Annotated in this window: 23 protein-coding genes and 1 pseudogene; 7 read left to right on the forward strand and 17 right to left on the reverse strand. The window is 65.4% G+C overall.

What is annotated here, in order from left to right:
* Window positions 1–13: 13 nt before the first annotated feature.
* Window positions 14–337, reverse strand: coding sequence for a DUF2934 domain-containing protein (locus AC1VON_RS27180; RefSeq protein WP_172349510.1), 324 nt, complete (start codon window positions 335–337; stop codon window positions 14–16).
* 262 nt (window positions 338–599) lie between these two features.
* Between AC1VON_RS27180 and AC1VON_RS27185 the strand changes: the two genes are divergently transcribed.
* Window positions 600–1,958 (forward strand): glycosyl hydrolase, encoded by a 1,359-nt coding sequence (locus AC1VON_RS27185; protein ID WP_483125487.1) that lies wholly within the window; start codon window positions 600–602, stop codon window positions 1,956–1,958.
* 62 nt (window positions 1,959–2,020) lie between these two features.
* Here AC1VON_RS27185 and AC1VON_RS27190 read toward each other — a convergent pair whose 3' ends face one another.
* The 8 genes from AC1VON_RS27190 to AC1VON_RS27225 form a co-directional block, all read right to left on the reverse strand.
* A complete protein-coding gene (locus tag AC1VON_RS27190) occupies window positions 2,021–2,269 on the reverse strand; it encodes a DUF680 domain-containing protein (RefSeq protein WP_172349508.1) in 249 nt (82 codons plus the stop codon).
* 273 nt (window positions 2,270–2,542) lie between these two features.
* Window positions 2,543–3,064 (reverse strand): DoxX family protein, encoded by a 522-nt coding sequence (locus tag AC1VON_RS27195; RefSeq protein ID WP_483125488.1) that lies wholly within the window; start codon window positions 3,062–3,064, stop codon window positions 2,543–2,545.
* 272 nt (window positions 3,065–3,336) lie between these two features.
* Window positions 3,337–3,816 carry a tetratricopeptide repeat protein gene (locus tag AC1VON_RS27200; RefSeq protein ID WP_483125489.1) on the reverse strand — a complete coding sequence of 160 codons (480 nt, stop codon included), beginning with the start codon at window positions 3,814–3,816 and terminating at the stop codon, window positions 3,337–3,339.
* A gap of 31 nt (window positions 3,817–3,847) precedes the next feature.
* Window positions 3,848–4,819, reverse strand: coding sequence for an MBL fold metallo-hydrolase (locus AC1VON_RS27205; RefSeq protein ID WP_483125490.1), 972 nt, complete (start codon window positions 4,817–4,819; stop codon window positions 3,848–3,850).
* A 141-nt stretch (window positions 4,820–4,960) separates the two neighbouring features.
* Window positions 4,961–5,209: a DUF680 domain-containing protein gene (locus tag AC1VON_RS27210; protein WP_483125491.1), complete on the reverse strand. Its 249-nt coding sequence runs from the start codon at window positions 5,207–5,209 to the stop codon at window positions 4,961–4,963.
* Between the two features lie 232 nt (window positions 5,210–5,441).
* A complete protein-coding gene (locus tag AC1VON_RS27215) occupies window positions 5,442–5,741 on the reverse strand; it encodes a hypothetical protein (protein WP_172349503.1) in 300 nt (99 codons plus the stop codon).
* A gap of 167 nt (window positions 5,742–5,908) precedes the next feature.
* Window positions 5,909–6,871, reverse strand: a complete 963-nt coding sequence (locus AC1VON_RS27220) for an AraC family transcriptional regulator (protein WP_483125492.1) — start codon at window positions 6,869–6,871, stop codon at window positions 5,909–5,911.
* A gap of 163 nt (window positions 6,872–7,034) precedes the next feature.
* The gene (locus tag AC1VON_RS27225; protein WP_483125493.1) at window positions 7,035–8,102 is read right to left on the reverse strand and encodes a helix-turn-helix domain-containing protein; all 1,068 of its coding nucleotides are present in this window, start codon (window positions 8,100–8,102) and stop codon (window positions 7,035–7,037) included.
* Between the two features lie 339 nt (window positions 8,103–8,441).
* Between AC1VON_RS27225 and AC1VON_RS27230 the strand changes: the two are divergent.
* The 3 genes and pseudogenes from AC1VON_RS27230 to AC1VON_RS27240 all read left to right on the forward strand — a co-directional run bounded on the left by AC1VON_RS27230 (window position 8,442) and on the right by AC1VON_RS27240 (window position 13,738).
* Window positions 8,442–12,570: pseudogene (locus tag AC1VON_RS27230) on the forward strand (Pls/PosA family non-ribosomal peptide synthetase).
* 29 nt (window positions 12,571–12,599) lie between these two features.
* Window positions 12,600–13,082, forward strand: a complete 483-nt coding sequence (locus AC1VON_RS27235) for a GNAT family N-acetyltransferase (protein ID WP_483125494.1) — start codon at window positions 12,600–12,602, stop codon at window positions 13,080–13,082.
* A gap of 47 nt (window positions 13,083–13,129) precedes the next feature.
* Window positions 13,130–13,738, forward strand: a complete 609-nt coding sequence (locus tag AC1VON_RS27240; RefSeq protein ID WP_483125495.1) for a 4'-phosphopantetheinyl transferase family protein — start codon at window positions 13,130–13,132, stop codon at window positions 13,736–13,738.
* Between the two features lie 9 nt (window positions 13,739–13,747).
* On the opposite strand, the gene AC1VON_RS27245 is transcribed toward AC1VON_RS27240, so the two are convergent.
* From AC1VON_RS27245 to AC1VON_RS27260, 4 genes are all read right to left on the reverse strand, one after another.
* Window positions 13,748–14,839, reverse strand: a complete 1,092-nt coding sequence (locus tag AC1VON_RS27245) for a KamA family radical SAM protein (protein ID WP_483125496.1) — start codon at window positions 14,837–14,839, stop codon at window positions 13,748–13,750.
* A 108-nt stretch (window positions 14,840–14,947) separates the two neighbouring features.
* A complete protein-coding gene (locus tag AC1VON_RS27250) occupies window positions 14,948–17,671 on the reverse strand; it encodes a TonB-dependent receptor (protein WP_206681921.1) in 2,724 nt (907 codons plus the stop codon).
* Window positions 17,672–17,829: 158 nt separating this feature from the next.
* Window positions 17,830–18,789 (reverse strand): FecR family protein, encoded by a 960-nt coding sequence (locus tag AC1VON_RS27255; protein ID WP_172349494.1) that lies wholly within the window; start codon window positions 18,787–18,789, stop codon window positions 17,830–17,832.
* 111 nt (window positions 18,790–18,900) lie between these two features.
* Window positions 18,901–19,407: an RNA polymerase sigma factor gene (locus AC1VON_RS27260; protein ID WP_172349493.1), complete on the reverse strand. Its 507-nt coding sequence runs from the start codon at window positions 19,405–19,407 to the stop codon at window positions 18,901–18,903.
* A 401-nt stretch (window positions 19,408–19,808) separates the two neighbouring features.
* Here AC1VON_RS27260 and AC1VON_RS27265 point away from each other — a divergent pair, with 401 nt between their 5' ends.
* A complete protein-coding gene (locus tag AC1VON_RS27265; protein WP_483125497.1) occupies window positions 19,809–20,114 on the forward strand; it encodes a LysR substrate-binding domain-containing protein in 306 nt (101 codons plus the stop codon).
* A 13-nt stretch (window positions 20,115–20,127) separates the two neighbouring features.
* Here the strand turns inward: AC1VON_RS27265 and AC1VON_RS27270 are convergent, their stop codons facing one another.
* Complete coding sequence (locus AC1VON_RS27270; RefSeq protein WP_483125498.1) at window positions 20,128–21,168, reverse strand: SDR family oxidoreductase; 1,041 nt, start codon at window positions 21,166–21,168, stop codon at window positions 20,128–20,130.
* Between the two features lie 92 nt (window positions 21,169–21,260).
* On the opposite strand from AC1VON_RS27270, the gene AC1VON_RS27275 reads away from it, so the two are divergent.
* Complete coding sequence (locus tag AC1VON_RS27275) at window positions 21,261–22,217, forward strand: AraC family transcriptional regulator (protein ID WP_483125499.1); 957 nt, start codon at window positions 21,261–21,263, stop codon at window positions 22,215–22,217.
* A gap of 200 nt (window positions 22,218–22,417) precedes the next feature.
* Here the strand turns inward: AC1VON_RS27275 and AC1VON_RS27280 are convergent, their stop codons facing one another.
* From AC1VON_RS27280 to AC1VON_RS27290, 3 genes are read right to left on the reverse strand one after another with little or no spacing between them, the layout of a single operon-like run.
* Window positions 22,418–22,630, reverse strand: coding sequence for a tautomerase family protein (locus tag AC1VON_RS27280; protein WP_056571206.1), 213 nt, complete (start codon window positions 22,628–22,630; stop codon window positions 22,418–22,420).
* 30 nt (window positions 22,631–22,660) lie between these two features.
* Window positions 22,661–23,554 (reverse strand): SDR family oxidoreductase, encoded by an 894-nt coding sequence (locus tag AC1VON_RS27285; protein WP_483125500.1) that lies wholly within the window; start codon window positions 23,552–23,554, stop codon window positions 22,661–22,663.
* Between the two features lie 7 nt (window positions 23,555–23,561).
* Complete coding sequence (locus AC1VON_RS27290; protein WP_483125501.1) at window positions 23,562–24,320, reverse strand: SDR family oxidoreductase; 759 nt, start codon at window positions 24,318–24,320, stop codon at window positions 23,562–23,564.
* 102 nt (window positions 24,321–24,422) lie between these two features.
* Between AC1VON_RS27290 and AC1VON_RS27295 the strand changes: the two genes are divergently transcribed.
* A complete protein-coding gene (locus AC1VON_RS27295) occupies window positions 24,423–25,316 on the forward strand; it encodes a LysR family transcriptional regulator (protein ID WP_172349486.1) in 894 nt (297 codons plus the stop codon).
* Window positions 25,317–25,403 lie beyond the last annotated feature (87 nt).

Here is a 25,403-nt window from a genome sequence, read left to right on the forward strand (position 1 = left end):
TGTCCAGGATCGATCAGGATTTGCGCCTGGCCTTGAGGCTGCGGGCGGCTTGTTCCGTCGCCGCGCGGTCGGCGCCCAGGCGGTCGATCAGGTCCTGCGCCTCGTCGCCCGACAGGCCGGTGCGCACGGCCAGTTGCTCGACCTCCAGCACGTCGGTGCTGGCGATTTCGCGGGTCTGCGGCAGGGCATCATCGGCCGTCAGCGGCAGGGCTGCTTCCCGGTCGATCTCCATTTCGGCCTGGTGCCAGTGGCGCTCGTGGTCGCCATGGGCGCCGCCTTCGCGCTGCCAGATGGCGTAGGCGCGGTCTCGGATCTTGTCGTTGCGGTCGTCGGTCATCGTCGTTCTCCCTTGGTGTTCGGGAAGAACGCCGCGCCTGCGCGAACGATCCAAAAATTTTGCGTGATCGCTGGCCCGGGTCGGATCGCATCAGCGAGGCGCCGGGCCCACCGGCGTGGCCACCGCCGTGCTCGGCCGGATCAGCTGCGACCTCGGCGCCATGAACCGTCGAGAAGATCGCCCGTTCGGACGCGATCATGCAGGCGGGCCAACCAAAGGTGGGCGATGCGCCCTGCAAAGACGTGGGTTAGAGTCCCAGGCGATGATCACCACTTCCAAAATGCTTCACTTCCTCGTCGGCGCGTGGTTGGCGCTGGCACCCATATCGCCTCGCCATGCGCTTGCAGCACCCCAAACCGCCGTTGCGACGAACGACTTTCTCAACAGCATCGGCGTCGTTTCCACATTCCCCGATCGAGGCCAGCCATTGGCCAAGACGATCGAGATGGTCCGCTATTGCGGCTTTCGATGGGTAAGGGCCGGAATAGAAGGTCTGAGCGACGACGGCCCCACAACCATCCAGACCTTTCTCGATCTGCATCGCGAAACCGGAGTGCTGCTGAACTGGGGATTGGTCAGTGGGGGGACCGACGTGAAGAAGCTGGTCGAAACGGGCAAGGTGCTTGCCGAAGCCGGCGCGCTGCTCGCATTCGAGGGCAACAACGAGCCGAACAACTGGGGCGTCACCTATCAGGGCGAGAAAGGCGGCGGCAGGGAGCCTTCGTGGATGGCCGTCGCCAAGCTTCAGCGCGATCTTTACCAGGCTGTCAAAAGTGATCCTGTGCTTGCGAAGTATCCTGTCTGGTCGATCTCGGAACCCGGTGCGCAGCGGGACAATGTCGGTCTTCAGTTCCTGACGATCCCGCCCGGCGCGCAAACCCGGATGCCGGACGGCACGAGATATGCCGACTACGCCAATGTGCACAACTACATCTATCACTCGCATTCGCCGTATCCGGCGGACAACAAGACGTGGCGCGCCGCCGATCCAACCGCCGCATCCAGGGTGGACGGGTTGTTCGGCAACTTCGGCGTCACCTGGGCGAGAGGGTTTTTGGGCTACACCCAGGAGCAACTCGATACGCTGCCGCGGGTCACGACCGAGACCGGGGCGGCGATCGGAGGCATGGTCACGGAACAAATGCACGGCTTGAACTTGATGAGCATGTACCTTGCGCAGTTCAAGCGCGGCTACGCCTACACATCGGTCTATCTGTTGCGGGACCGTACCGACGAAGGCGGCAACCAGTCTTTCGGCTTCTACAAGGCTGATTATTCACCCCGCATGGCCGCCATCTACCTTCACAACCTTACGACGATTTTGGCGGACAAAGGCGCCCTCGCCAAACCCGGCCAGCTCGACTTCACCATCGCGGACCAACCCGAAACCGTTCACGACCTGCTCCTGCAGCACAGCGACGGCACGTTCCAACTTGTCGTGTGGAACGAACGTTTGACCGGTCAGGACCGCTTGACGATCCATTTCGGCGAAAAGCAGATGTCGGTAAAAACCTACGATCCAACAATTGGCGTCGACCCCATCCAAACACTGAGCAATTTGCGTTCGCTGGAAATTACGCTCAGCGACCATCCGATCATCATCGCGCTTTCGCCCGGATGAAACGATCCAGGCGGCGGGCAAGCCCGCCGCCTGGCTGTCGGCCGTGCTGGCCGGCTTTGAGGTCAGCGGCCCCAGATGCCCTGGCCATAGCCCGATGCGGGCATGCCGGAGGTCGCATTGGACCCGGCCGCGCTGTCGGTGATGCTCTTGGTGATACCCTGGTCGACCGCGCCGCCGGACATCATCGCATGGGTGGTGGTCGGGTAGCTGCTGACGGCGGGGACGAAGTCCGAGCCGAAATGGTCGCTGCCGGCAAAAGCCATGCCGGAGGCAAACAGGAACGCAGCAGTAGCCAAAATGATCTTCTTCATTTCAAGTCTCCATCTTTCAAAAGGTGACATCGACCTCGACGCGCCGCCCGCACGCGTCCTTGAGGCTGTCTGTTCATGGTCTCAGGCGAACCGGCCAGCCGCGACCCTCACTGGATGCTTGCGGTTGCCGGTTTCAGCGCTCGGTTCGTTGTTGCGCTGTTGGCGGCTTCAATAAGGGGCCGGTGTTTGTGCCAGCGTGGGTGCCGGCGTGGTAAGAACCGCCCGGAGAGTGGGATTTTGCGTGGAATGCGGCAGGAAAGCGCTGCGCGCGCCTCAAACCGGCAGCCTTACATCCACCGTGAAGTCGTTCTCCAGCGCCAGCAATGCCGCGACCATTTCCTTGTCGCGCCGGCGCTTTTGCAGATAGAGCCCCAGCAGCCGGTCCAGCGAGAGCCTGCCGGCGCCGACGGCGGCCAGCACGAACATGCCGCCTGATATGGCCAGGTCCTTTTCGAAATGCAGCAGCTCGTTCTGGCTGGCGAAGTTGATGTGGAACAGCAAGGCCGTGGACAGGCAGAACAGGCCGAGCCCGATGCCGCCCAGCCGCGTCAGCAGGCCTGTTGCCACCGAGAGCCCTGCCCCCAGTTGCAGCGCGATGGTGGCGACGAACAGCGGCAGGCCGACACCTTGAGTTGCCATCGCCTTGGCGGCGGCTTCGAAATGGGTGGCCAGTGTCACGCCCTCATGCAGGAAGATGAGGGACAAAAGCAGGCGGTCCGCGAGCAGGGCCACGTCCCTGATGTGGTATTTCGTGGCGAGGCCGGTGAGCTTCGCGGCGATGTCATTGGGTGTCATGGTCAGCCTCCAATTTTTGGGCACAAGCCAATTTTGGTAACAGGCGGGCGCCGCCCGCCCGGTCGGGCGCGCGGATGGCGCTGCGATGTCGGTTGTTCGAAAAGGCCGGAGCCGGCTCGAGGGAGAGGCGCCGGCTCCGGCAATGGGCGCCAGCCACGAGCGCCCGAACTGGTGGTGGGGGACTGGAGCGGTCAGGGCCAGTCCCCCACTCCGGCCGCTTCGCGGCCACCTCTCCCCCGCCCCCGCGGAGGGAAAGGAAATGCGTCGCGGTCTTACTGCGTCACCTTGGTGTCGATGGCCTTTTGCAGGTCGGAAAGCTCGTCGCAGCCGGCGGGGCAGAGTTTCTGCAGCGAGGCCAGCTGCTCCTTGGCCTTGGCCATGTCGCCGGTCTCGACATAGAGCTCGCCCAGATATTCGCGGGCGGCCTTGTGGTCGGGCTTCAGCTCCAGCGCCTTGTTGTAATAGGTCAGCGCGGTGGTGAAATCGCCGGTCTTGCGCAGCGTGAAGCCGAGCAGATTGTAGACGTCGGCCTGCTGGTTGTCCTGCGCGAGGTCGCGCAGATCGGCCAGCGCGCCCTTGTAGTCCTTGGCGGCGATCTTGGCCTGGACGGCGGTCAGGTCGGGCGCATCAGTGCCCTCGATGTCGTCGACCGCATAGGCCGGCATGATCGTCGCGACGGGAACCACGGTCAGCACGGCAATGGCGCCGAGCAGGCCGTAGAGGGCGTGCTTGCCCAGACAGGATTGTTTCATTGTCTTTCTCGCTTGGTTTGGGTTGCCGCGTTCAGATCTGAACCGGTGTGAAGCCATAGGCATTGCCGTCCTTGACGAAGACGCCGGTGCCCGGGAACGGGAAGTGCGAACCGGAAATGCGGATGTTGTCCGCGATCACCCGGTCGATGATCTTGTGGCGCGTGGTGATGGCGGTGGGCCCATCCTGGTCGTAGCTGCCCTGCCATTCCGGGTGCGGCGCCAGAAGGGCCGGCACATACATGGTATCGGCCGAGATCATCAGCTGCTCCTTGCCGGAATTGGCGAGGTAGACGGAATGGCCCGGCGTGTGGCCGGGCGCGCCGATGATCTGGATGCCGGGCGCCACTTCCGCGCCGTCCTGAACCAGCTTCCAGTTCTTCCATTTCGGGAAGTTTTCGGCGATGCGCTTGCCCGCCGGCTTGCGCCCCTCCGGCAGCTTGGCCAGCCGGCTCGGATCGGTCCACCAATTGTATTCGGTGGCGTTGACGATCAGCTCGGCATTGGGGAACACCGGCGTGTTGGTGCCCTTCTCCATCAGGCCCCAGACATGGTCGGGGTGGAAATGCGAGATCATGATGGTGTCGATCGCCTTGTAGTCGATGCCGGCGGCGGCCATGTTGGCCGGCAGGTGCGTGGCGTTGGCCTGCCACTGGCCGACGCCCGAGCCCGCATCCATCATGATCAGCCTGCCGCCCATCTTGAGCACGACGACGGTGAGCGGGATGGGCATGAAGTCGGTGGTCAGCCCCGCCTTGGCGAGCGCTGCCTTGGTCTCGTCGACCGAGACGTCCTTGATGAAGGCCGGGTCGTGCGGCTTCTTCCAGATGCCGTCATAGATGGCGGTCACCTCGATATCGCCGACCGTGTATTTGTAGAAGCCGATGGTCGGCTCGACCAGCAGCTCCGCGAAAGCGGGACGCGTGAATTCGAGCTTGCCGGCAAGGCCGAAGGCGGCAGCGGCGGCAGCGGATTGAAGCACTGTGCGGCGTGTCATGCTGAACATGGTGGTCTCCTGTGGGGTTGCGGTGGCGGCAAAAGTCGGAAGGCGAGAAATTCCGGGGGTGACGGAGGGCCACGCCACATGGCCCTCCGTCCTGAGTGCGGACCGGGTCGGGACCTCGAGGAGGGGTCGCGACCCCTGAACTCAGTTGCCCGGCACAGGCGGGCCGACGAATTCACCCGCATCAGTCTGGGGAGCGGTCTGGCTGGGACCGGTCGTCACCTTGGTGTCGACCTTGTTCTGACGCGCCTTGTGGGGGATCGAGGCGGTGGCGTTGCTGTCGACGGCGGCAAGCGGCTGGTTTGCCGTGTCGGCGTTGAAATGGTCGCTGCCGGCAAAAGCAGCACTCGAGGCAAGCAACATCGCAGCCACGCCGAGAGCGAGCTTGGTCATTTCCAAAAATCCTTGTTTCGTTTTCTTTGGGTCGCGGGCCGTATTGGCCCGCTGTAGTGAAGACCCGGCGGGGTGGTGCTTTATTCCCGGGGGCGGTGAGATTTTTTTGAAAGAGAGGATTTCACGGCGGCGCGGCCAGCCAGGCGCTTTCCGCCAGGTGCATCGCACAAACACACAAAAGGCGCCGGCGCAGGGCGCCGACGCCTCCGATAATGCGCCAGGCCGGCGCCGCTTACGGGCAGGTCTTCTTGCCGCAGACCGCGATGCAGATCGCCTCGTTGGAGCAGGTGTAGGTCTTCTTGGAACTGGTGCCGGATGAAGAGCCGCCGCTGGAGGCGGCGAGTTGTCCGGACGCGCCGAGGTCCAGCGCCTTCATGTCGCGATTGCTGGCGCTGATCTTGCCGCATGTCTCGCTGCCGCAGACAGCCCTGCAGATCGCCGGGTTCATGCATTTGTAGGCCGCGAAGACCTCGGTTGGAAGAAGGGCGCAGAAAACCGAGATACCGAGAATCCACCTTTTCGCCGCACGCATTGTTGCCTCCTGTGGCCAGGTTTCCTGATGTCGCGGAGGCCCGGCCGCCCAGCCTCCGTTCCCGCGCGTGCCTCCGGCACCGCGTCCGCCGTGCGACTATGCGGATGCCAAGCAATGGGCGTATCGCACGGGCGGCACAGGCGGATGGCACTGACGGAACAGGCGCCTCACTGCGCCAGGCCGGCGCGCACCTCGGAAGGCGTCATCCGATAACGCGACCGGAACTGCCGGTAGAAGGTCGACGGCTCGACCAGCCCGGCCTCGAAGGCGAGATCGGCGATCGGCCTTGCCGCGAAAAGCGGGCTGGCGAGCTGCCGGTGGATCCGCTCCAGCCGCCTTTGCATGACATAGTCGGAAAAGCCCTGCCCTTCCTCGGCGAAAAGACGCCTGATGTAGCGCGGGCTGAGCCCAAGGCCCCTTCCCGCCATCTCCGCCGACAGCCGCGCTCTGTGCAAATTCTCCTCGATATAGCGCTTGATGGCCTCGATGCGCGCGGCGCGGACGCCGCGCCCGGCGATCACCTCGCCCACCTCGCGGCTGGTTCCGACCGCCGCGGCGAACAGATCGGCAATGTGCTGGGCGGCCAGCGGCGCAAGCCCGGCGCTCATCCCGCCGCGCGCCACCGCCGTGACGTAGGCCAGGAGAAGCCGCGCCTCCGGCGTGCCGGGGTTGATCGCGTCGGGCCTGAGATCGCCGACATGGCGCACCAGCGGCTCGAGCGTCGACCTGTCGAAGCGGGCGCAGATGGTCCAGTCCCCGCCTGGCGCCCTGGCGCGCCAGCGTTCCTCCATCGGCATGATGCAGGGTGCGCCGGCCGGCGTCTCCACGGTTCCCTGGCCTGGCGTGTCGAAGCCCCAGCCACCCGCGATCCAGGACACGACGAGATCGTCATTGGCGTCCTGCCGCAAGGCTGCCGTGCGTTCCCAGGCCATCGGCGAGACCGTGCCCTCGGCCACGCTCACCCCGGGCAGCAAAAGGGTGGAGGCGCTCAGATGCAGCGCGCCGCGATCGAGCGGAGCAAGGTCCAGCCGCATGCAGATGCGGCCGTAGAATTCGCGCACGGCCGCTTCGCGCTCGCGGTCCGCGATCTCGTCCGTGGACAGGACGATGACATTGTCCTGGCTGGCCACCTGTGTCCGCCCCCCGTTCTTCCGACTGGTTTTCGTGCGGGCGGCGGCGGCAATTCAAGGCTTGTGTGAACGCTCCGCGCAAATGTGGCGGCACGCGCAAGGAATGTGGCCGTGGGCGCAAAACCGGCACCGGATTGCTGGCCGGCGCGACCCAGGCATGGCCCTAGCGGAGGTCGCGGATCCAGCGCCACAGGGTGCGGTCCGGCCCATGTCCCGCGGGCAGGCCGCGCCCCTGCGCGGCGAGCGCCCGCATCTCGCGTGGCGTCATGTCGAAGCAACGCCGGAAAGCACGGACAAAACTCTTGCGGTGGCCGAAGCCGTAGCGGTCGGCGATCTCGCCGATGGCTTCGTGCCGGCGGGCGGGATCGACGAGCTCGGCGCGGCAGCGGCGCAGCCTTTCCTCCTGGATATATCTGGAAAGGCCGCCATACGGCTCGAACAGGTAATAGAGCTTGCGTGTCGAAATGCCGAACAGCGCGGCTATCGTTGCGGCGGTAAGGTCCCGGCTGCCGACATGCCTGTCGATGTGGCGGCGGATTTCACCGGCCAGCGCCAGCTGCACCGAAGCGGCGTTTGCCTCCGCCACGGCCGAATTGATGGCCGCGGCGGCAAGGTCCAGCGTCGGCCTGGTCACCGCTTCGGCGTCCTGGCCGCTCATGGCGGGCGCTGCCTCGTAGAGGCCGAGCAGATGGCCGCGCAACAGCGCCGTCAAAGGGGCATTGCCTGGGATGACGCGCAGATTGTGCTCGTCCGGCGCCTTCAGAAGCGGCGCCAGCAGGCGGCGCGGCATGGTCAGGTTGAGGCTGTCGATGCCGGACGTCCCCGTCGACTGGGCCTGCGCCAGGTCGGAGACGATCAGGTCGCCCGGGCATGCCTTTTCATCCGGCCCGCCATCGCGCCGGCCGTGGCTGCCCCGCAGGCAGACCTGCACGGTGATCTGGTCGAGACCGTCGCGTCCGATGCGGGCGCGCGAGCGGTCGAAGTTCTGCGCGACACATCGGTACGAACTGAGTGCGATCTCGCCGAAATAGAATGCTTCCGCATGGACATGGAACCGGTCGTCGCCGCCATTGCGCAGGCGAACGTCATAGAAGAAACCCATGTTCTCCTGCCAGAGCGCGACCGCGTCCCTGGGCGCCAGGCCCGCCGTGTCCAGCACGGAACGCGGCACCCCGCGCCCCACGGGAGCCCTCCCCGGCACCACGTCCTGACCGTTGCCTCCCGATGCCATCCGCCACGTTCCTCCGCGAACCGCGCAGCATAGGCATGCATACCGGGCCGCGACAACACCGGGTTTTACGCCATCGCGGGCCGATTCCTCCGGCCCCTCCCCGTGTTCGCGATGTCTCGCTCAGACACAATTCAGAAACAAGTTTCAACAGTTCGGAAAAACTGGCGAAAAGATCGGATGCCATAACCATCCCGCGGGGGACTGCGGGGATTTCCTTTTTGGAAGCTTCGGTCCTCACCAACAAGGGTCAAATCGCAGCGGCGGCACAGCCGAAAATGCCTGCTCGAACGGCGGCATGAACAGCCGGGCGATGCGCGGCCAGGACGAGAAAGTTTGGAAATGGATCACGGTGTCGATATCGCCGAACTCGACAGGGACACGGCAAGACTGGACGGAGAGCCCGAAACCAGCGTCGCGAGCTTCGATGCGCTCATAAGAAGTGCCCAGCGGTCCGTGGCCGTGCATGGCCAGGTTCTGACCGGCGCGGATTTCGCCCGGGCAGGCCGGCCCGATGAGCGGCTGGACTCGATCTTCGAAGAGCTTGCCGAGACATTCGCCACGCTGCCGGCGGTGATCTCCGAGGGACGTGTCTGGACGTATCAGGAGCTCGACAAGCGCGCCAACCAGTTCGCCCGCCTGCTGGTCAAGCGCGGCGTGCGGCCGGGCGACCGGGTCGGGCTTATCCTCGACCGGTCGGCGGAGACCTATGTCGCGGTGCTCGCGGTCGTGAAGGCGGGTGCCGCCTTCGTGCCGCTAGCCACCGCCTTTCCGCAAGAGCGCATGGCGCTGATCATCGACGACGCCAGCGTCAGCCTGATCGTCACCATCGCCACCTATGCGTCGCGCGCCGACCAGTTGCCGGTTCCCCACGTGCTGATCGACAGCGCCGCCGCCGAGATCTCCAGACAGTCCGACGCGCCGCTGAAACCGCGGAAGGCGCCGGCCCCCGTCGCAGTCGAGGACATCTGCTACATCCTCTACACGTCGGGCACGACAGGCAGGCCGAAGGGCGTGGCCGTCCGGCACCAGAGCTTCGTCAACTTCATCCGCGTCGCCGCCGCATCCTATGGCTACCGGCCGGGCGACCGCGTCTACCAGGGCATGACCATCGCCTTCGACTTTTCCTCCGAGGAGATCTGGGTGCCGTTCGTCGCCGGTGCGACGGTGGTGCCGGCACCCGGCCAGATGCCGCTCGTCGGCGAGGAACTCGCCGATTTCCTGCGGCATCACGACATCACCTGCATGGCCTGCAGCCCGACCTTGCTGTCGTCCATGACGAGCGACGTGCCCAGCCTGCGCACGCTCCTGGTCGGCGGCGAGGCCTGCCCGCACAATCTCGTGGTGCGCTGGTCCAAGCCCGGGCGGCAGATCCTCAACACCTATGGGCCGACAGAGGCGACCGTCACCGCGACCATGGGCGCGCTGACGCCGGACAAGCCCGTAACCATCGGCGCGCCGCTGCCCACCTACTCCATCGTCATTCTCGACCCTTCGCTGCCGGAACTCGCCGAGCCTGGCGAACTGGGCGAGATCGGCATCGCCGGCATCGGGCTCGCGGTCGGTTATCTCAACAGGCAAGACCTCACCGAACAGAAATTCATCCCCGATTTCATCGGCCTGCCGAACAACCCGTCGAAGCGCATCTACCGCACGGGCGACCTTGGCCGGATCAACGGCGATGGCGAGATCGAGTATGCCGGACGCATCGACACCCAGGTGAAGATCCGCGGCTATCGCATCGAGCTCGGCGAGATCGAGGCGGTTCTGCTCGACCAGCCCGACATCGCGCAAGCTGCCGTCACCACCTGGGAGATCGAGCCCGGCCGCGTCGAGCTTGTCGCCTACTACGCGCCCAAGGCCGGAGCGCCGGCGCTCTCGCGCGCCGATCTCGCCCAGACGATGAAGCGGCGTCTGCCGGACTACATGGTGCCCTCCTATCTGGAGGAACTGCCGGCGATCCCGATGACCGTCTCCAACAAGGTGGATCTTCGCCAGTTGCCGAAGCCGACCAGCGTGCGGCTTTCCGCCGACCGCGAGATGGTCGCGCCCGGCAATGACGACGAGCGCTTCCTGGCGGATGCGCTGGCAGCGGTGCTGAAATTCGACGCGGTCTCGGTCGAGGACAATTTCTTCGACGACCTCGGCGCGAACTCGCTGCTGATGGCGCATTTCTGCGCCCGCGTTCGCACCCGCAAGGAATGGGCGACGACGTCGATGCGCGACATCTATCTCTATCCGACCGTTGCGCGCCTGGCCAAGCATCTGAGCGTGGCGGAAGAGATGACGACGGCCACCAACGAGCCTGTCCTCACCCGCCAGGCATCGAACCTTGTCTACTGGACCTGCGGAGCGGGCCAGCTTTCGTTCTACCTGCTCTATAGCTATGCCGCGCTGTGGGTCCTCAACCACGGCCTCGACTGGGTCTATGACGCACTCGACGAACCGCTGGAGCTCTACGTCAGGTGCGTGGCGCTGTCGGCCGGCGTGTTCTTCGGCATGTCCGGCTTTGCCGTTGCCGCGAAATGGCTGCTCATCGGCCGTTGGAAGGCCGAGGCGTTCCCCATCTGGGGATGGCGTTACTATCGCTTCTGGATCGTCAAGACACTGATCCGGACGGCACCCGTCGTGCTGTTCCGCGGCAGCCCGCTCTACAGCATCTATCTGCAACTGCTGGGCACCAAGCTCGGGCACAATGCCGTCATCGAATCCAAATCCGTGCCCGTCTGCACGGATCTCATTTCGATCGGCGCCAACACGATCCTGCGCAAGGAATCGATGATCCTCGGCTATCGGGCCCAGGCCGGCTATATCCACACCGGGCCGCTGACCATTGGTCGCGATGCCTTCGTCGGCGTCGGCTCCACGCTCGACATCGACACCTCGATCGGCGACGGCGGCCAGCTCGGCCATTCGTCCTCGCTGCAGAGCGGGCAAAGCATTCCCGACGGCGAGCACTGGCACGGATCGCCGGCCGTGCCGACCACGGCGGACTATTGCAAGGTGCGCAATGCGAACCCTTACGAGGTCCGGCGTTTCCTCTATGAAGCCGTCCAGCTGGTGCTGCTGTTCGCTGTCATCACCCCGCTGCCGCTCCTGTTCCACAGCTACTGGGAATATGTCGGCGACGACTATCAGGAGACGATCGGCCTTGTCGCGATCGGCACCACGGTCACGCTATTCGGCTATATCGCCGTGGCCTTTTTGGCCGCCACGGTTGTGCCGCGCGTTTTCAGCCTGATCCTGAAGCCGGGCCGCACCTACACGCTCTATGGCTTCCGCTACTGGTTGCAGACCGTCTCCGAATTCTTCGAGCAACTCGCGCGTGCTGGGGCTGCTGTTCGGCGACAGCTCGGCCATCGTCCACTATATGAGCGCCATCGGCTGGAACCTGAACAAGGTGGTGCAGACCGGCTCCAATTTCGGCTCCAACCAGCAGCACGAAAACCCGCTTCTGTGCGAGATCGGCACCGAGACCATGGTGTCCGACGGGCTGTTCATGATCAATGTGCACAAATCCGCCTCGGCGTTCCGGCTCGAGCCGACACGCATTGGCGAGCGCAACTATCTCGGCAACAACATCTACTATCCGCCGGATGGCCGCACGGGTGACAACGTCCTGCTCGGCACCAAGGTGATGATCCCCATCGATGGCCCGGTGCGCGAGAATGTCGGGCTCCTGGGTTCGCCTGCCTTTGAAATCCCGCGCATGGTGAACCGCGACAAGGAACTCATCGCCGGCGTCGACGAGGCCGACCGGCGCCAGCGCATCCCGTTCAAGAACCGCCACAACCTGGTGACGATCCTTCTGTTCATGGCAACGCAATGGGTCATGCTGTTCGCCACGCTGGCGATCTGGGACCGCGCGCTGAACTACTACACCGAATGGAACGAGGTCGCCCTCTTCGTCGCCGTGCTCCTGACCTCGGCGATCACCATTCCGTTCTACATTTTTGTCGAGCGGGCAAGCCTTGGCTTTGGGCGGCTGAAGCCGCGGATGACGACGATCTACGACGTCGACTTCTGGCGCCACGAACGCCATTGGAAGCTTGCCGATACACCGATCGTGCGCCTGTTCGCCGGCACGCCGTTTCGGCCGATCATCCTGCGCATGCTGGGCGTCAAGGTCGGCAAGCGGGTCTATGACGGCGGCAGCAACCTGACCGAGCGTTCGCTGGTGGAGATCGGCGATGACGTCACGCTCAACGAGGGCTGCGTCATCCAGGCCCATTCGCTGGAAGAAGGTGCGTTCAAGTCGGACTTCATCCGCATCGGCGACGGTTGCACGCTCGGACCGTCCGCCTTTGTCCATTACGGCGTCGTCATGGGCAAGGGATCGATGGTCGATGCGGACTCCTTCGTGATGAAGGGCGAAGTGCTGGAGCCCAACTCGATCTGGCGCGGCAACCCGGCCAAGCTGCATCGTTTCGTCGAGCCGATCATGGATGACGGCTCCACGGCGTCATCCTGACGCTCGATCCCGAGAGCATCGGAGGTCATGTGACAGAGCGATCCGGAAGCACGCCGGACATCCGGATCGCGCCGGTAACCCCCGCCAATCGCGCGCTGGTGACAGCACTGCGGCTGGCCCCGGAGCAGATGGATTTCGTCGCAAGCAACGCGGCCTCGCTGCGCGAAGCCAGATCCGATCACGACGCGCGGCCGCGCGCGATCATGGCCGGGGATCATGTTGTCGGGTTCCTGATGTACGAGGCGCCACGCGATGATGACGAGGCGCGCATCTATCGGTTCATGATCGACCGCGCCAGCCAGGGCAAAGGCTACGGCAAGGCCGCGCTGCGCGAGGTGCTGCGCGAAATCGGCGGGCTCGGCCACATCAGGCACGTTTCCATCTGCTATGAGCCGGAGAATGAAGCGGCACGCCAGCTCTACCGCGCCGCCGGTTTCGTGGAAGAAGGGCTCGACGAGGATGGCGAAATGATCGCCAACCTCGCCTTGCCGGCATCGATGGGCGATCGATGACGCCTGCCGTAAATCCTTCGCCTCCGGATCTGCCCGAGGAAACCTCCTTGGCCCAAGCGCTGGCCGCCCTCGCCCCGTATGGGGTCCGCACCGGATGCCGGCTCATACGCGAAGGCGACGAGACCCATCTTTTGCCCGAGGAGGCGCGCTCCATTCCGGCGCGCCGGCCGGCAATGCGGCGGGCGAGCGGCGCGGCGCGATGGATCGCGCACCGGCTGCTGGCCGACATCGGGATCAAGAACGTCGCCATCCCGCGCGCGCCATCCGGTGCTCCGGTCTGGCCGGACGGGACAATTGGTTCGCTCGCCCATGACGACGACATGGCCGTGGCGGCGGTCGCGACGGTCGGCCGGATCCTCTCGCTCGGCATCGACGTCGAGCCGACGCTGCCTCTGCCCGATGACATTTTCGCGCTCGTTGCAACCGGCGCGGACCGGATGGGCTCAGCCGACCAGCGTCTTGCCGGCCGCATCCTCTTTGCCGCCAAGGAAGCGGTCTACAAGGCCGTCTATCCGCTGGACCACCAGGTGCTGGGCTACGAGGATATCGCCGTCGACCTGAACGCCGGCTACGCGACGACAACGACCGGTCGTAGCGCCAGCCTCGTCTACCGCATTGCCCCGCGCGTGGTCGTGCTGGCGTTCGTCGGGGAATAGCGCACCGCCCTATTCGGCCAGAATCTCCCGATACTCCCTCACCTTCCCATCCAGCCCGCGTATCCGCCAGTTCTCCCCGTCGCGGCCCTCGACAGGGCACGGTCCGAGCGGCACCTTGCCGCCGCCTTCCGGCAGATCGAGCACATAGACGGGATTGCAGATGCCCGAGAGCCTAGCCCTGAGCGCTTCCACCAGCGCCTGGCCCTGCGCGATCGTGGTGCGGCGGTGGGCCATGCCGCGCGCGAGATCGCCATGGTGCAAATAGTAGGGTTTTACCCCGAGCCGGTACATCAACTCGCGGCAGAGCTCTTCCAGCACCTCGACGCTGTCATTGACGCCTTTCAGGAGAACACTCTGGTTGAGCAGCACGAAGCCGGCTTGCCGCATCCTCCGGCAGGCCGCCTCGGTGGCGTCTGTGATCTCGCGCGCGTGGTTGAAATGGGTGACGACGGTGACCATCAGCCGGCCCTGCAGCGCTTCGACCAGCCCTGATGTGATGCGCGCCGGCAGCACCACCGGCACGCGCGTGTGGATGCGCAAGAGCCGCACATGCGGGATGGCCTCGATGCGCGCGACGATCTCGGCCAGCGCCTTGTCGGGCAGCGACAGCGGGTCGCCGCCGGTCAGGATCACCTCGCGGATTTCGGAATGGTCCGCGATATAGGCCAGCGCCGGCTCAAGCGCCTCGCGCGTATAGCCGCGGCCGATCGAGGTCAGCGATTCCTTGCGGAAGCAGAACCGGCAATAGACCGCGCACTGATAGGTCGGGAACAACAGCACCCGGTCGGCATGGCGATGCGTCAACCGGGGCACCGGGCTGAAATCATGGTCGGCGATCGGATCGCCAAGCTCGCCCTCCGTTTCCACCAGTTCGCCCGGTGACGGGATGACCTGCGCGCGGATCGGATCGCCTGGGTCGTTCCAGTCGATCAGGTCGAGATAGGCTTTCGGCGCACGCACCTTGTGCCGGCTGGCGGCCTCCAGCGCGGCTTGGCGCTCGGCGGGCGAAAGCGGCAGGGCGGCGAGGTCGCGTACATGGCGCACGCCCTGGCGGACATCGTCCTGCCAGGCGGTATAGGGGGCATCGTTGAGGTCGGTCATTGCAGGTCTCGGGCTGTTCGCGCGGACCTATCGGCCGGATGGGCGGCGCGGTCAACCGCCACGGTGCCGACGACGCCCGCCCCACTCCGCGACCTTTGTGCGATGCCCTCAGAACTTCGCCGTCAGCGACCCATAAAACGTCCGCCCCGGTCCCGGCTCGGTCACCAGCCCAAGCGGATCGACATAGTACCTGTCGAACAGGTTCTCGATCCGCGCTGTCGCCGTCAGGTTCGCCGTCAGCTTGTATTCGGCAAAGACATCGACCAGCGTGTAGGGATCCCATTTGACCAGCGAAATGAACTGGCTAAGCCCCTGGCTGGTCACCTGGCCGTGGCCGATGACGCGCGGCCCGACATAGGAAGCCCTGCCGCCCAGCGTCAGCCTGTCCTCGAGGAATTTCTGCGTCAGCGTCAGGTCGAGCGAATATTTTGGCGGCACCTGGTTGGTGGCGTAGTCGCCATACATCGTCTTTGTGTCGCAGGCGCCGTTCAGCTGACAGAACTCGACATTGAGATAGTAGTTGGCCGCGAAATCCGCCGCGAAGTCGCCGACCTCGTAGCGGCCGGACAATTCCACGCCGGAGAATCTGGCGCGGTCGATGTTGTAGACCTGCATGCCGTACCAGGTGTAGCCGTCGCCCTGGAACGACCGGAACGAGCGCGCGATATAATCCTTCACGTTCCAGTTGAAGTAGCCGAGCTTGAGCATGCCGGTATCGGTATCGGTGAACAGGCCGTTCCTGTGGACATTCATGCCAAGCTCCCAATTGCTGGAGCGCTCCGGACCGAGGTTCGGATTGGGGATGATGGTGAAGGCCGAGACCGACTCGAACAGGCTGGGAAAGCGCAAGGCATTGGAATAGTTGACATAGAACTGCGTGCCGTCGAACGGCTCGACCGTCACGCCGACCGACGGGCTGAAGCCGCCGTCGTGGCGGTCGGGCTTGGCGTTCAACTGATCGGGTGAGTTGGCCTGCGTGCGCCGGTCATGCGACCAGAACTGCGAATAGCGCAGGCCGGCATTCAGCGTCAGCCAGTCCACCGGCTTGTAGGCCAGCTTGGCATAACCCGCCGCCTCCTGCCGCTCGGCGTCGCGCAGGTTGAGCCAGCCTTCGATCGTGTCGGTCAATTCGCTCGGCTTGGTGTCCTCGTTGCGGTAGGTCAGGCCGTAGGTGAAATCGAGCGCGCCATAGTCGGTGACGAATTTGGACTTGTTGGAGACCTCGCCGCCCCACATCACCGTATCGGAGCCCGTGCGGTAGTCCGCCGGCACACCCGGGGGCCGCTGGCCATAGGCGTTGCGCGGCGGGTTGCGCAGCTCGAGATTGGTCACCCACAGATTGGCGGTGAGATCGAGCAGGTCGTTGCCTTCCGGATTGAGGCGGTAGCGCAGCGTGCCGGTGTCGACCTTGGTGCCGGTTGTCTGGGCCTGCTGGACCGCCTGTCCGGTGGCGCTGCCGAGCGCTGAAGCCAGCCGGTCGCCGGCCTCGCTGCGGAAGCCGGTATAGCCAAATTGCAGGCTCTGTCCGTCACCGAAACGCCAAGTGCCCTTGGTGATCCAGGACTGGGATTGAAGCTGCGTGTTGAGCACTTCCTCGCCGGGGCGATAATTGGCGATGCCGGTGTTCACGACATAGTCCCTGTAGAGGAGATAGGATGGGCATTCACCGCTCGCATAGCAGTAAGGCTGGGGACCTGTTCTGACGGGATTGGCGTGGGGGCCGTACTTGCCGGCGTGGTAGTTGCCCTGGTCACGATAGGCATAGCCGACGAGAAAGTCGAAGTCCTCCTGCTTGACCGCCGCGACGATGCTGGCCGAGCCCTGCGTGGGCTTCAGCAAGCCTGGCCGATCCAGTCCGGTTCCGGAGGGTGTGATCACTCCATAACCCGAATTCGGATCATTCGTGGAGCCAAGGGGGTTGCTGATGAGATAGCCGGCCTTGTCGCCAGGCTGGGGCGTGCTCGTGTTGGAGCCAAAGCCGCCCTTCAGCCGCACCCCGAATGTCTTGCCGTCCTCGACGATGTCGGACGGGTTCAACGTCCTCATGGCGACGGTGCCGGCAATGCCGTAGGATGCGACATCCGAGCCCTTGGTGATGTCGACACCGCCCAGAAGGTCCGGATCGACGAAGGTGCGGTTCGAGATGCCCTGGTAGCCCTGATAGACCTGCAGCGAGTTTTCCGCCCCGTCGACGGTGACGTTGACGCGGCCCATGCCTTGCATGCCGCGCACGTTGACGTCGATGGAACCGGCGCCGTTGCGCGCCTCGCCCGACATCACACCCGGCGTGCCGCGAAAAATGTCGGCCGGGCTCGAGCCGCGGAACCGCTCGATGGTTTCGCCTGAAATGTAGGCGGTGGGAGCCGCTGTTCTGTACGGTTCCTCGCCGGGACTGCCGCCGCCGGCGATGACGGTTATCGGGTCGAGCGTCAAACCGTCCACCGCGCCCGCCGCCGGCGCGTGCGCGGCGGCGACCCTGTCGCTGATCGTCACCGTGTTGGCGCCGGTGAAGGCATGGGTCAGGCCCGTGCCCTGCAGGATCCGCGCCAGCGCCGCACCAGGTGCCGCCGCGCCGGAGACGCCGGGCGACCGCTTGCCGGCGGCGATCTCGGGCAGATAGGTGACCTGCAGCCCGGCCTGCCTGCCGAAAGCCGCCAGCGCGCCCGAAAGCGAGCCGGGCGGAATGTTGAAGGTCGCCTGCTGCGCGGATTGCCCATGCGCCTCCCCTTGCACGGCAACCATTGCCGCGCCCACCGTCGATGACAGCAGCGCCGCGATCAGCAGCCTTCGTCCAAATCCTCTTGTCGCACCAGTCTTCTGCCCCAGCCCCATGGCCCAGCCGCTCCATTTTCATTTTGTGGAAGGGAGACCTGTTGGCAGCGGCTGACGGCAACCCCTGTGAGATCAAACGAACGGGGGGTTCGGATTTTCTCCCCTCGGCCCGAATTTTTTCAGATCGATGACCAATCTCTCAGGTCGATGACCAATTCTCAGATCGATGAAATAACGGTCAGCCACGGCGATATCCGCCGTACCTTGCCGTTGTGCGGCTGCACGACCGCTTCCAGCGCGGCGAGTGGATTGCCGAGGTCGAACACGCCGCTGATGCGCCCTGCGCCAAGCCCGGAATCGGCGATCACCACGCGGCCGGCCTGCCAGCGCGCGATCCTGGCCACGACCGAAGCCACCGTCTCGCGCTCGGCGACGATCAGCCCGTCGCGCCACGCCGCGATCTGCCCGGCGTCACGGGTTCCACGCTCGACGGCGAGCGTGCTGTCGTCGAGCGCCAGCCATTCGCCGCCGGAAAGCCTCTGCGTCCGCGCCAGCGGCGAAGCGGGCATCGCCACCTCGACCAGCCCATGCGCCACCGACACCGTCAGCAGCCCGGCATCTCGGCTGACATCGAAAGCGGTGCCGAGCGCGGTCGACGTCAGCGTCTCCATCTGCACTTGGAAGGGTCTGGCGGCATCCGCCGCGACCTCGAAGAAGGCCATGCCGGCCAGCAGCTCGACCCGCCTCAGATCGGGCGTGAGCGCGCTGCGCATGGCGCTGTTGGGGCCGAGCGTGACGACGCTGCCGTCGGACAGGGTGACGCGGCGCAGCTCCGCCGTCGACGTGATCTGGTCGGCCTTGAGGCGGATCAGCAGGTCCGGCCCATAGAGCGCGCCGCTGCCGAGCGCGGCCAGCCCGGCAAGACCCGTCAGTATGACCTTGCGCCGTGACACGCCTTCCACGCTGCTCGCGGCCTTGCGGCGGACCTCGAACACCTTGCCGGCCATGCCGTGGATTTCAGCAACCTCCGCCCAGGCCGCTTCATGCGCTGGGCCGCGGGCACGCCAGTTCTGGATCAGCTCGCGCGCGACCGGATTGGCCGGCTCGTTCTGCAGGCGGATGACGAGGTCGGCCGCCTCCTCGAAAAGCCTGTCGTCGTCGCTGATGTCCTCAATCATGCCACTGCAAACCCGCCAGCGCCCTGCTTCCGAAGGCCAAATCCACCCTCCAGCAATTGAAACGAATGAACGGCGGCAATTTCCTGCCGCGACTTGCGGTGCCGTCGGCAATCATCGCGGCACATCCTCGTTGAGGCGCGCGCGCAGGTGCTGGTAGGCGCGGCGGATCAGCGTCCAGGTCCGCGACGTCGAAAGCCCGAGCTCGACGGCGACTTCGCTCATCGTCTTCTCGCCCAGCCGGTGCATCTCGAAGGCCATGCGCGTGCGCTGCGGCAGTTCCAGCAGCGCCTTCTCGACAATCGCCAGCCGCTGCCGGTCATAGACGACAGTCTCGGCCGAAGGCGCGCTGTCGGCGATGCGCTGGAAGTCGTCATCGGCCAGATGCACGTGCTCGACGACGCGTTCGCGCCGCTTGAGGTCGGTCGAAAGGTTGCGGGCGACGCGCCACAGATACGCGCGCGGGTTTTCGCCCTCGCCGTTCGGCATCGCCGTCATCACCCGCACGAACGTGTCCTGCGTCAGGTCGGCGGCGGTCTCTGGCGTATGGCCACGACGGCGCAGGAACCGGTCGATCTCGCGCGCATGCCTGACGAACAGGCCGTGCGGATCCCACCTCACGCGGCCTCCGCGAACCGGGGCGGCCCCAACGCGTCGGTCGACAATGATCGCTTGCGCCTGCACGAGAGCCGCGAGCGGCTTTGGAAATGACGATCAGTAGCCATTGGACGGATACAACAACTGTGAGTTGGCTTGCATCCTGTCACCAGGCAAGCCGTTGATCGCCATCCCTACGGGTTCTGAAATTATCCTGCAATGGCAACAGGTTAGAATGATTTTTCGAATCAGGGAACGGCCGCGGCTAAATAGATGAATATTTTTATCATGTTTTTCACGGTGATAGCGCTTTTTGGGCAACGGCGCGACCTTGCCCCTGCCGCGCCATGGCGCGCAGGATTTGCCCGGACGTGTTGCTCAAATGCCGCAGCGATTGCTTACGCTTTTCGCATCGACTGGGCGACATGGCTGCGACAGGCCGGCGTCGACGGCATCGACCCCAAACGCGGCGTGCGCTTCGATTCCGCCACCTTCGCGTCGAGGCCGCCGTGCATGGCGAAGGCGTGCTGCTCGGCCGCGGCGCGCTGGTCTCGGCCGATCTCGCGGCAGGGCGGCTGGTGCGGCCCTTCGACCTCGCGCTGAAATCGGCGGCCAGCCACTACCTCGTCCATCCCGACGGCGCGCCGCGGCAGAAAAAGGCCAGGGCATTCCGCGACTGGCTGTTTGCTGAGGTGGCGGCTGACTGGCTTGGGATGCCCAAGGGCGGTTGAGGGAGGCCTATGCCTATGCCGCTCTCGACCCCACCAACCCCAGCCGCACCAGGCTCTCGGCCGTGGCGACGATCGCCTCTTCGGCCGGGCGTGGCGTCCAGCCGAGCAGGCGCGTCGCCTTTTCGCTGGTGGCGTCCATCATCACGCCGAGATGCCTGGCCAGCATCTTCGTCGTCGGATCGCCGCGCATCGCCAGCAGGCGGATCACCCAGTTGGGAATCTCCCGGGTCGGCACCTTGCTGGCCGCCGCGCCCATGCGCCGGCGCAGCACTTTCGCGACTTCGGCCATCCACAGGCTGTGGCCCGAAATGCCGATGAAACGCTCGCCCTTTGCCGCAGGACTGGTCATCGCCAGCAGGTGCAGATCGGCCAGGTCGCGCACGTCGACATAGCCGGAATTAACCCGGGGACAGCCGGGCATGCCGTCCATCAGCCGCTTGATCAGCCCGATCGAATGCGAGTAATCGGCGGCGAGCACAGGGCCGAGCACCGCGACCGGATTGACGACGGATAATTCGAGGCCACCGCCCTCGCGAGCAATGAAGTCCCACGCGGCGCGTTCCGACAGCGTCTTCGATTTCTGATACGGCGCGATGGCGCCGCTGAGGTCGGACCAGTCCGTCTCGTTGAAGGGCCGCGTCTGCGGCTTGTGGCCCATGGCGACCGCGCCGATGGCCGAGGTCAGCACGACACGCTTCACGCCGGCGTCGCGCGCGGCCTTGAGCACCCGCAGCACGCCGTCGACGGCTGGCCGCACCCATTCCTCCTCGCGCGTCTGGCTGCCGGAGGGTGTTGGTGAAGCACCGTGCATGACATAGGCGCAGCCGGCGACAGCCTCCGCCCAGCCGGCGTCCGCGGTCAGGTCGGCGGCGACGAAGGACAGACGGTCGCCGGGTTCGGCGCCGCCTTCCCTCAGCATCGCGCGCACCTCCGCTTCGCGCTTGAGCGAACGCACCGTCGTGCGCACGCGATAGCCGGCGTCGAGCAGCTTCAGCATGCAATGCGATGCAATGAAGCCTGAGCCGCCGGTCACCAGCACCAGTTCATCTTTCATGTCGACCTCCTACAATTGATCGACCTCAGCTATGCGCCCGCGCCCGGATTGTGAATGCTTGAAAATCCGCATAAATTGCGTGAGAGTACGGAATGACCGGTGATCCCTTCTCCGACATCCTCAAATTCACCAGCGCGCAAACCATGGTGACGGGCGGCTTCACCGCCGGCGGGCCATGGGCGCTGCGCTTTCCGGCACCCGAAAAAATCAAGTTCTTCGCCGTGGTGAAGGGCAGTTGCTGGATCCGCCTCGAGGGCGAGGACGAGCCGGTGCATGCGCAAACAGGCGACGTGCTGCTGCTCGCCTCGCGGCGCTCCTTCATCCTTGCCAGCGACCTGTCGGTGCCGCCGCTCGACGCCATGGCGGTGTTCTCAGGCCGCAAGATCGCACAGCTCGGCGACGGCGAGGATTTCGCGCATATTGGCGGCCATGTCCTGCTCGACCAGGCGAGCGGGCGGCTGCTGGCCGATGTCTTGCCGCCCTGGATCCACATCCAGGCCTCGTCGCCGCAAGCCACGATCCTGCGCTGGATCCTCGACCAGCTGGTGCGCGAGCAAGCGGATGGCCAGCCCGGCGCCAGCCTTGCCTCGGCGCAGCTGGCGCAATTGCTGTTCATCCAGGTGTTGCGGGCGCATCTGCAGACGTCGAGCCTGATGCCCGCCGGCTGGCTGCGCGCGCTCGCCGATCCGCGCCTGGCACCGGCGCTGCGGCTGATGCATGGCGATCCCGGCCGCGACTGGCATCTGGAGGACCTCGCCAAGGCCGCCGCCATGTCGCGCACCAGTTTTGCCTTCCATTTCAGGCGGACCGCCGGCGTCGCGCCGCTGGCCTACCTGACGCAATGGCGCATGCATCTGGCCGAGCGCGCCTTGCGCGAGGAAGACACGCCCGTGGCGGTACTGGCCCGCTCGCTCGGCTACACCTCGGAAAGCGCCTTCAGCAACGCCTTCAAGCGCGCCACCGGCACCGCGCCCAAGCGCTATCGGACCGCGGGGAAAACCGAACGGCTCGACGACGCCGAAGCACGGCCGCTGAGCCTGGTGTCTTGAAAAGTCAGGAGAGGCGGAGGCCCGAGACAGGTGGACAGCTCGGGGCTGTCCACCTGGCCCCCGCCTGGCGCATGTCGCCCCAAAGGGGGCATCGGTTTTCAGGGAACCGACATGCAGCCCCGCGGACAGAGTGGACGTTAGCGTCCGCGGCGACCAGTCGTCATATGACGACTGTCGAGCACTGCATGGGCCGCTCCCGCCTATTCCTTGGCGCGATAGGCCTCCGGCACGACGAACACTTCGTCGGCCCGGCCATAGCCGCCGTCGGCGACCTCTTCCACCAGCACCATCGTGGTGGGCCTGGCGACTTCACCGAAAAAATCGACGAACATGGCCGTGGTTCGGTGGATGAGGTCTTCCTTCTGCGCCCTGGAGAGTGCGGCCTGCGGCACCTTGATGTTTGCGAATGGCATGATCGTCTCCTTGCTTCTTGAGATTGGATTTCAGGCTTTGGGATGGAGCAGGTCGGCAAGGCCGATCCGTTCCATGAGTTGCGCCCGCACGCGGTCGGCAACACCGTTGACGATGGCGGCGCCATCATCGGAGGGGTCGATATGCACGCGTAGCGGTCGGCTGCCGTGCGGCATCGCCACGAGATCGACGATTGCCGTCGCGACCTCGGCCGGGTCGGCATCCATCGGCTCCAGGGCCGCCAACCCCTTCAGCACCTTTTGGTCGACATCGGCGTAGGGACCGGACCAATAGAGGCCGGCGCGCTCGGTGTCGGCTGGTGCCGCCGCATGGTGGAAATGCTCCGTGCCCTTGGTGAAGGCGCCGGGCACCACGATCGTCGTTTCGATGCCGAAGCGGGCGAGTTCCAGCGCATAGCTCTGCGCCATCGCATCCATGCCCGCCTTGGCCGCGAAATAGGGCGCCAGGAACGGCGGCGTGCCACCGCGCGTGCTGCTCGAGCCGACCCAGATCATCTGGCCCCGGCCGAGAGAGCGCATATGCGGCAGGGCCGCGCGATTGACGCGCTGCGTGCCGACGACATTGACGTCATGGAGCTGCGCCAGCTGTTCGGGCGAGAACGCCTCGGCCGGTCCGAACCCCATATGCCCCGCATTGTGGATCAGCACGTCGAGCCGGCCGGCCTCGCCCAGGATCTGCCGGATCGCCGCTTGCGCCGAGGCATCCGAGGTGACGTCGAGCGCGACGGTCTTCAGCGTCACACCCTCGTCACGAGCGAATTTTTCCATCTCGGCGACCGCAGCTACACGCGCCGAGGGGTCGCGCATCGAGGCATAGACCGTGTGGCCGGCCCTTGCGAGCGCCCGAGCCGTCATCGCGCCGAAACCGCTGGAGGCGCCGGTGATCAGGATTGTCTTTTGCATCATTGCCTCCTCAGATCACGCCGCCATTGGCGCGGATGATTTGCCCGTTGATCCAGCCACTGTCCGACCCGGCCAGAAACGAGACCACGCCGGCAATATCGTCGGGCTGGCCGAGCCGGCCGAGCGGGATCATCTTGCCAATGGCCTCGATCTGCGCCGCGCTCTTGCCGTCCGTGAACAGCGCCGTCTCGACCGGTCCGGGCGCCACGGCGTTGACTGTGACGCCGCGCGCGCCAAGCTCCTTGGCGAGGATATGCGTCATCGCCTCGACCGCTGCCTTGGTGGCGGCGTAGACGCCGTAGCCCGGCTGGTACAGGCCGACGACGCTGCTCGAGAAATTGACGATGCGGCCGCCGTCGCGAAGGCGTTTCGCGCCCTCGCGCATGCCACGGAACACACCGCCGAGATTGATCGCGACCTGCGTGTCGAACGACGCATCGTCGGTCGCGGCGATCGGCGACAGCTTCATGATGCCGGCATTGTTGACGAGGATATCGACGCCGCCGAAGGCTTTCTCGCCGGCGTCGAAAAGTGTTGCGATGCCAGCCGGGTCGGCGATGTCGGCCTGCACGGCGATCGCCTTGCCGCCATCGGCCTCGATCGCGCCGACAAGCGCTTCGGCCTCGGCGCGGCCCCGTGCGTAGTTGACGACGACGGCGATGCCGTCACGGGCGAGCCGCCGCGCGATCGCCGCACCGATGCCCTTGGAGGCGCCGGTCACGATCGCTGTTCTGGTTTGCTGGCCCGTTCTTTTTTGCTCAGTTTCCATGGAAGTCTCTCCGTTTGTTGGTGACACGGATATAAGCCAGGCCAACTTCCGGATAATCAACTCACACTTGACATCACTATTCGGGAACTGCGAACAAAGGCGATGGATCGGCTGGACACGATGCGGCTCTTCGTTCGCGTGCTGGAGCGGCGCAGCTTCACCGCTGCCGCCGCCGATCTCGGCCTGCCGCGCTCAACCGCGACGGAAGCGATCCGGCGGCTCGAGGAACATCTCGGCGCTCGCCTGCTGGAACGGACGACACGGCAGGTGAACGCCACGCAGGACGGCGAGGCCTACTATCAACGTTGCCTGTCGATCCTGGCCGAGATCGAGGATGCCGAGGCCGCCTTCCGCAAGGCCGAGCCCTTCGGCCTGCTGCGCATCGATGCCAGCACGCTGCTCACCCGCACCTTCCTGTTGCCGCGCCTGCCGGAATTCCTCGCCCGCTATGCCAGGATCGACCTGCAGATCGGCCAGAGCGACCGGCTGGTCGATCTCGTGCGCGAGGGCGTCGATTGCGTCATCCGCGTCGGCGAGCCTCCCGACAGCGGCATGATCATGCGCCGGCTGGGGATGATCCGCGAGATGACCTGCGCCAGTCCCGCCTATCTCGAACGCCACGGCACACCCGCCTCCCCCGATGCGCTCGACGGCCACCAGGCGGTGGGCTTCGTCTCGTCGCGCACCGGCGAGGTGCTGCCCTTCGAGTTCACCGTCGGCGGCAAGACGCGCGAGGTCCGATTGCCGGGCCGCGTCGCCGCCAACAATTCCGACACCGCCGCCGACCTGGCGCGCCTTGGCCTCGGCCTCATCCAGGCGCCGCGCTATCGCTTCGAGAAGGACCTTGCCGACGGCACGCTCATCGAGGTGCTGGCCGACTACCCGCCATCGCCGACGACGCTCTCGGCGCTCTACCCGCAAAACCGGCAACTCTCGCCGCGCCTGCGCGTCTTCCTCGACTGGGCGGCCCCCATCTTCGCCGAGGCGAACTTGTAAGGGCAATTCCAGGAATGTGTGTGGCGTTTTTCCCGGGAAAACGCTTGACGTTTTCCCTTGGGAATTGCGTCAAAACAAAGAGATAGG

It is taken from the genome of Mesorhizobium sp. HAY1-8B (assembly GCF_056868045.1).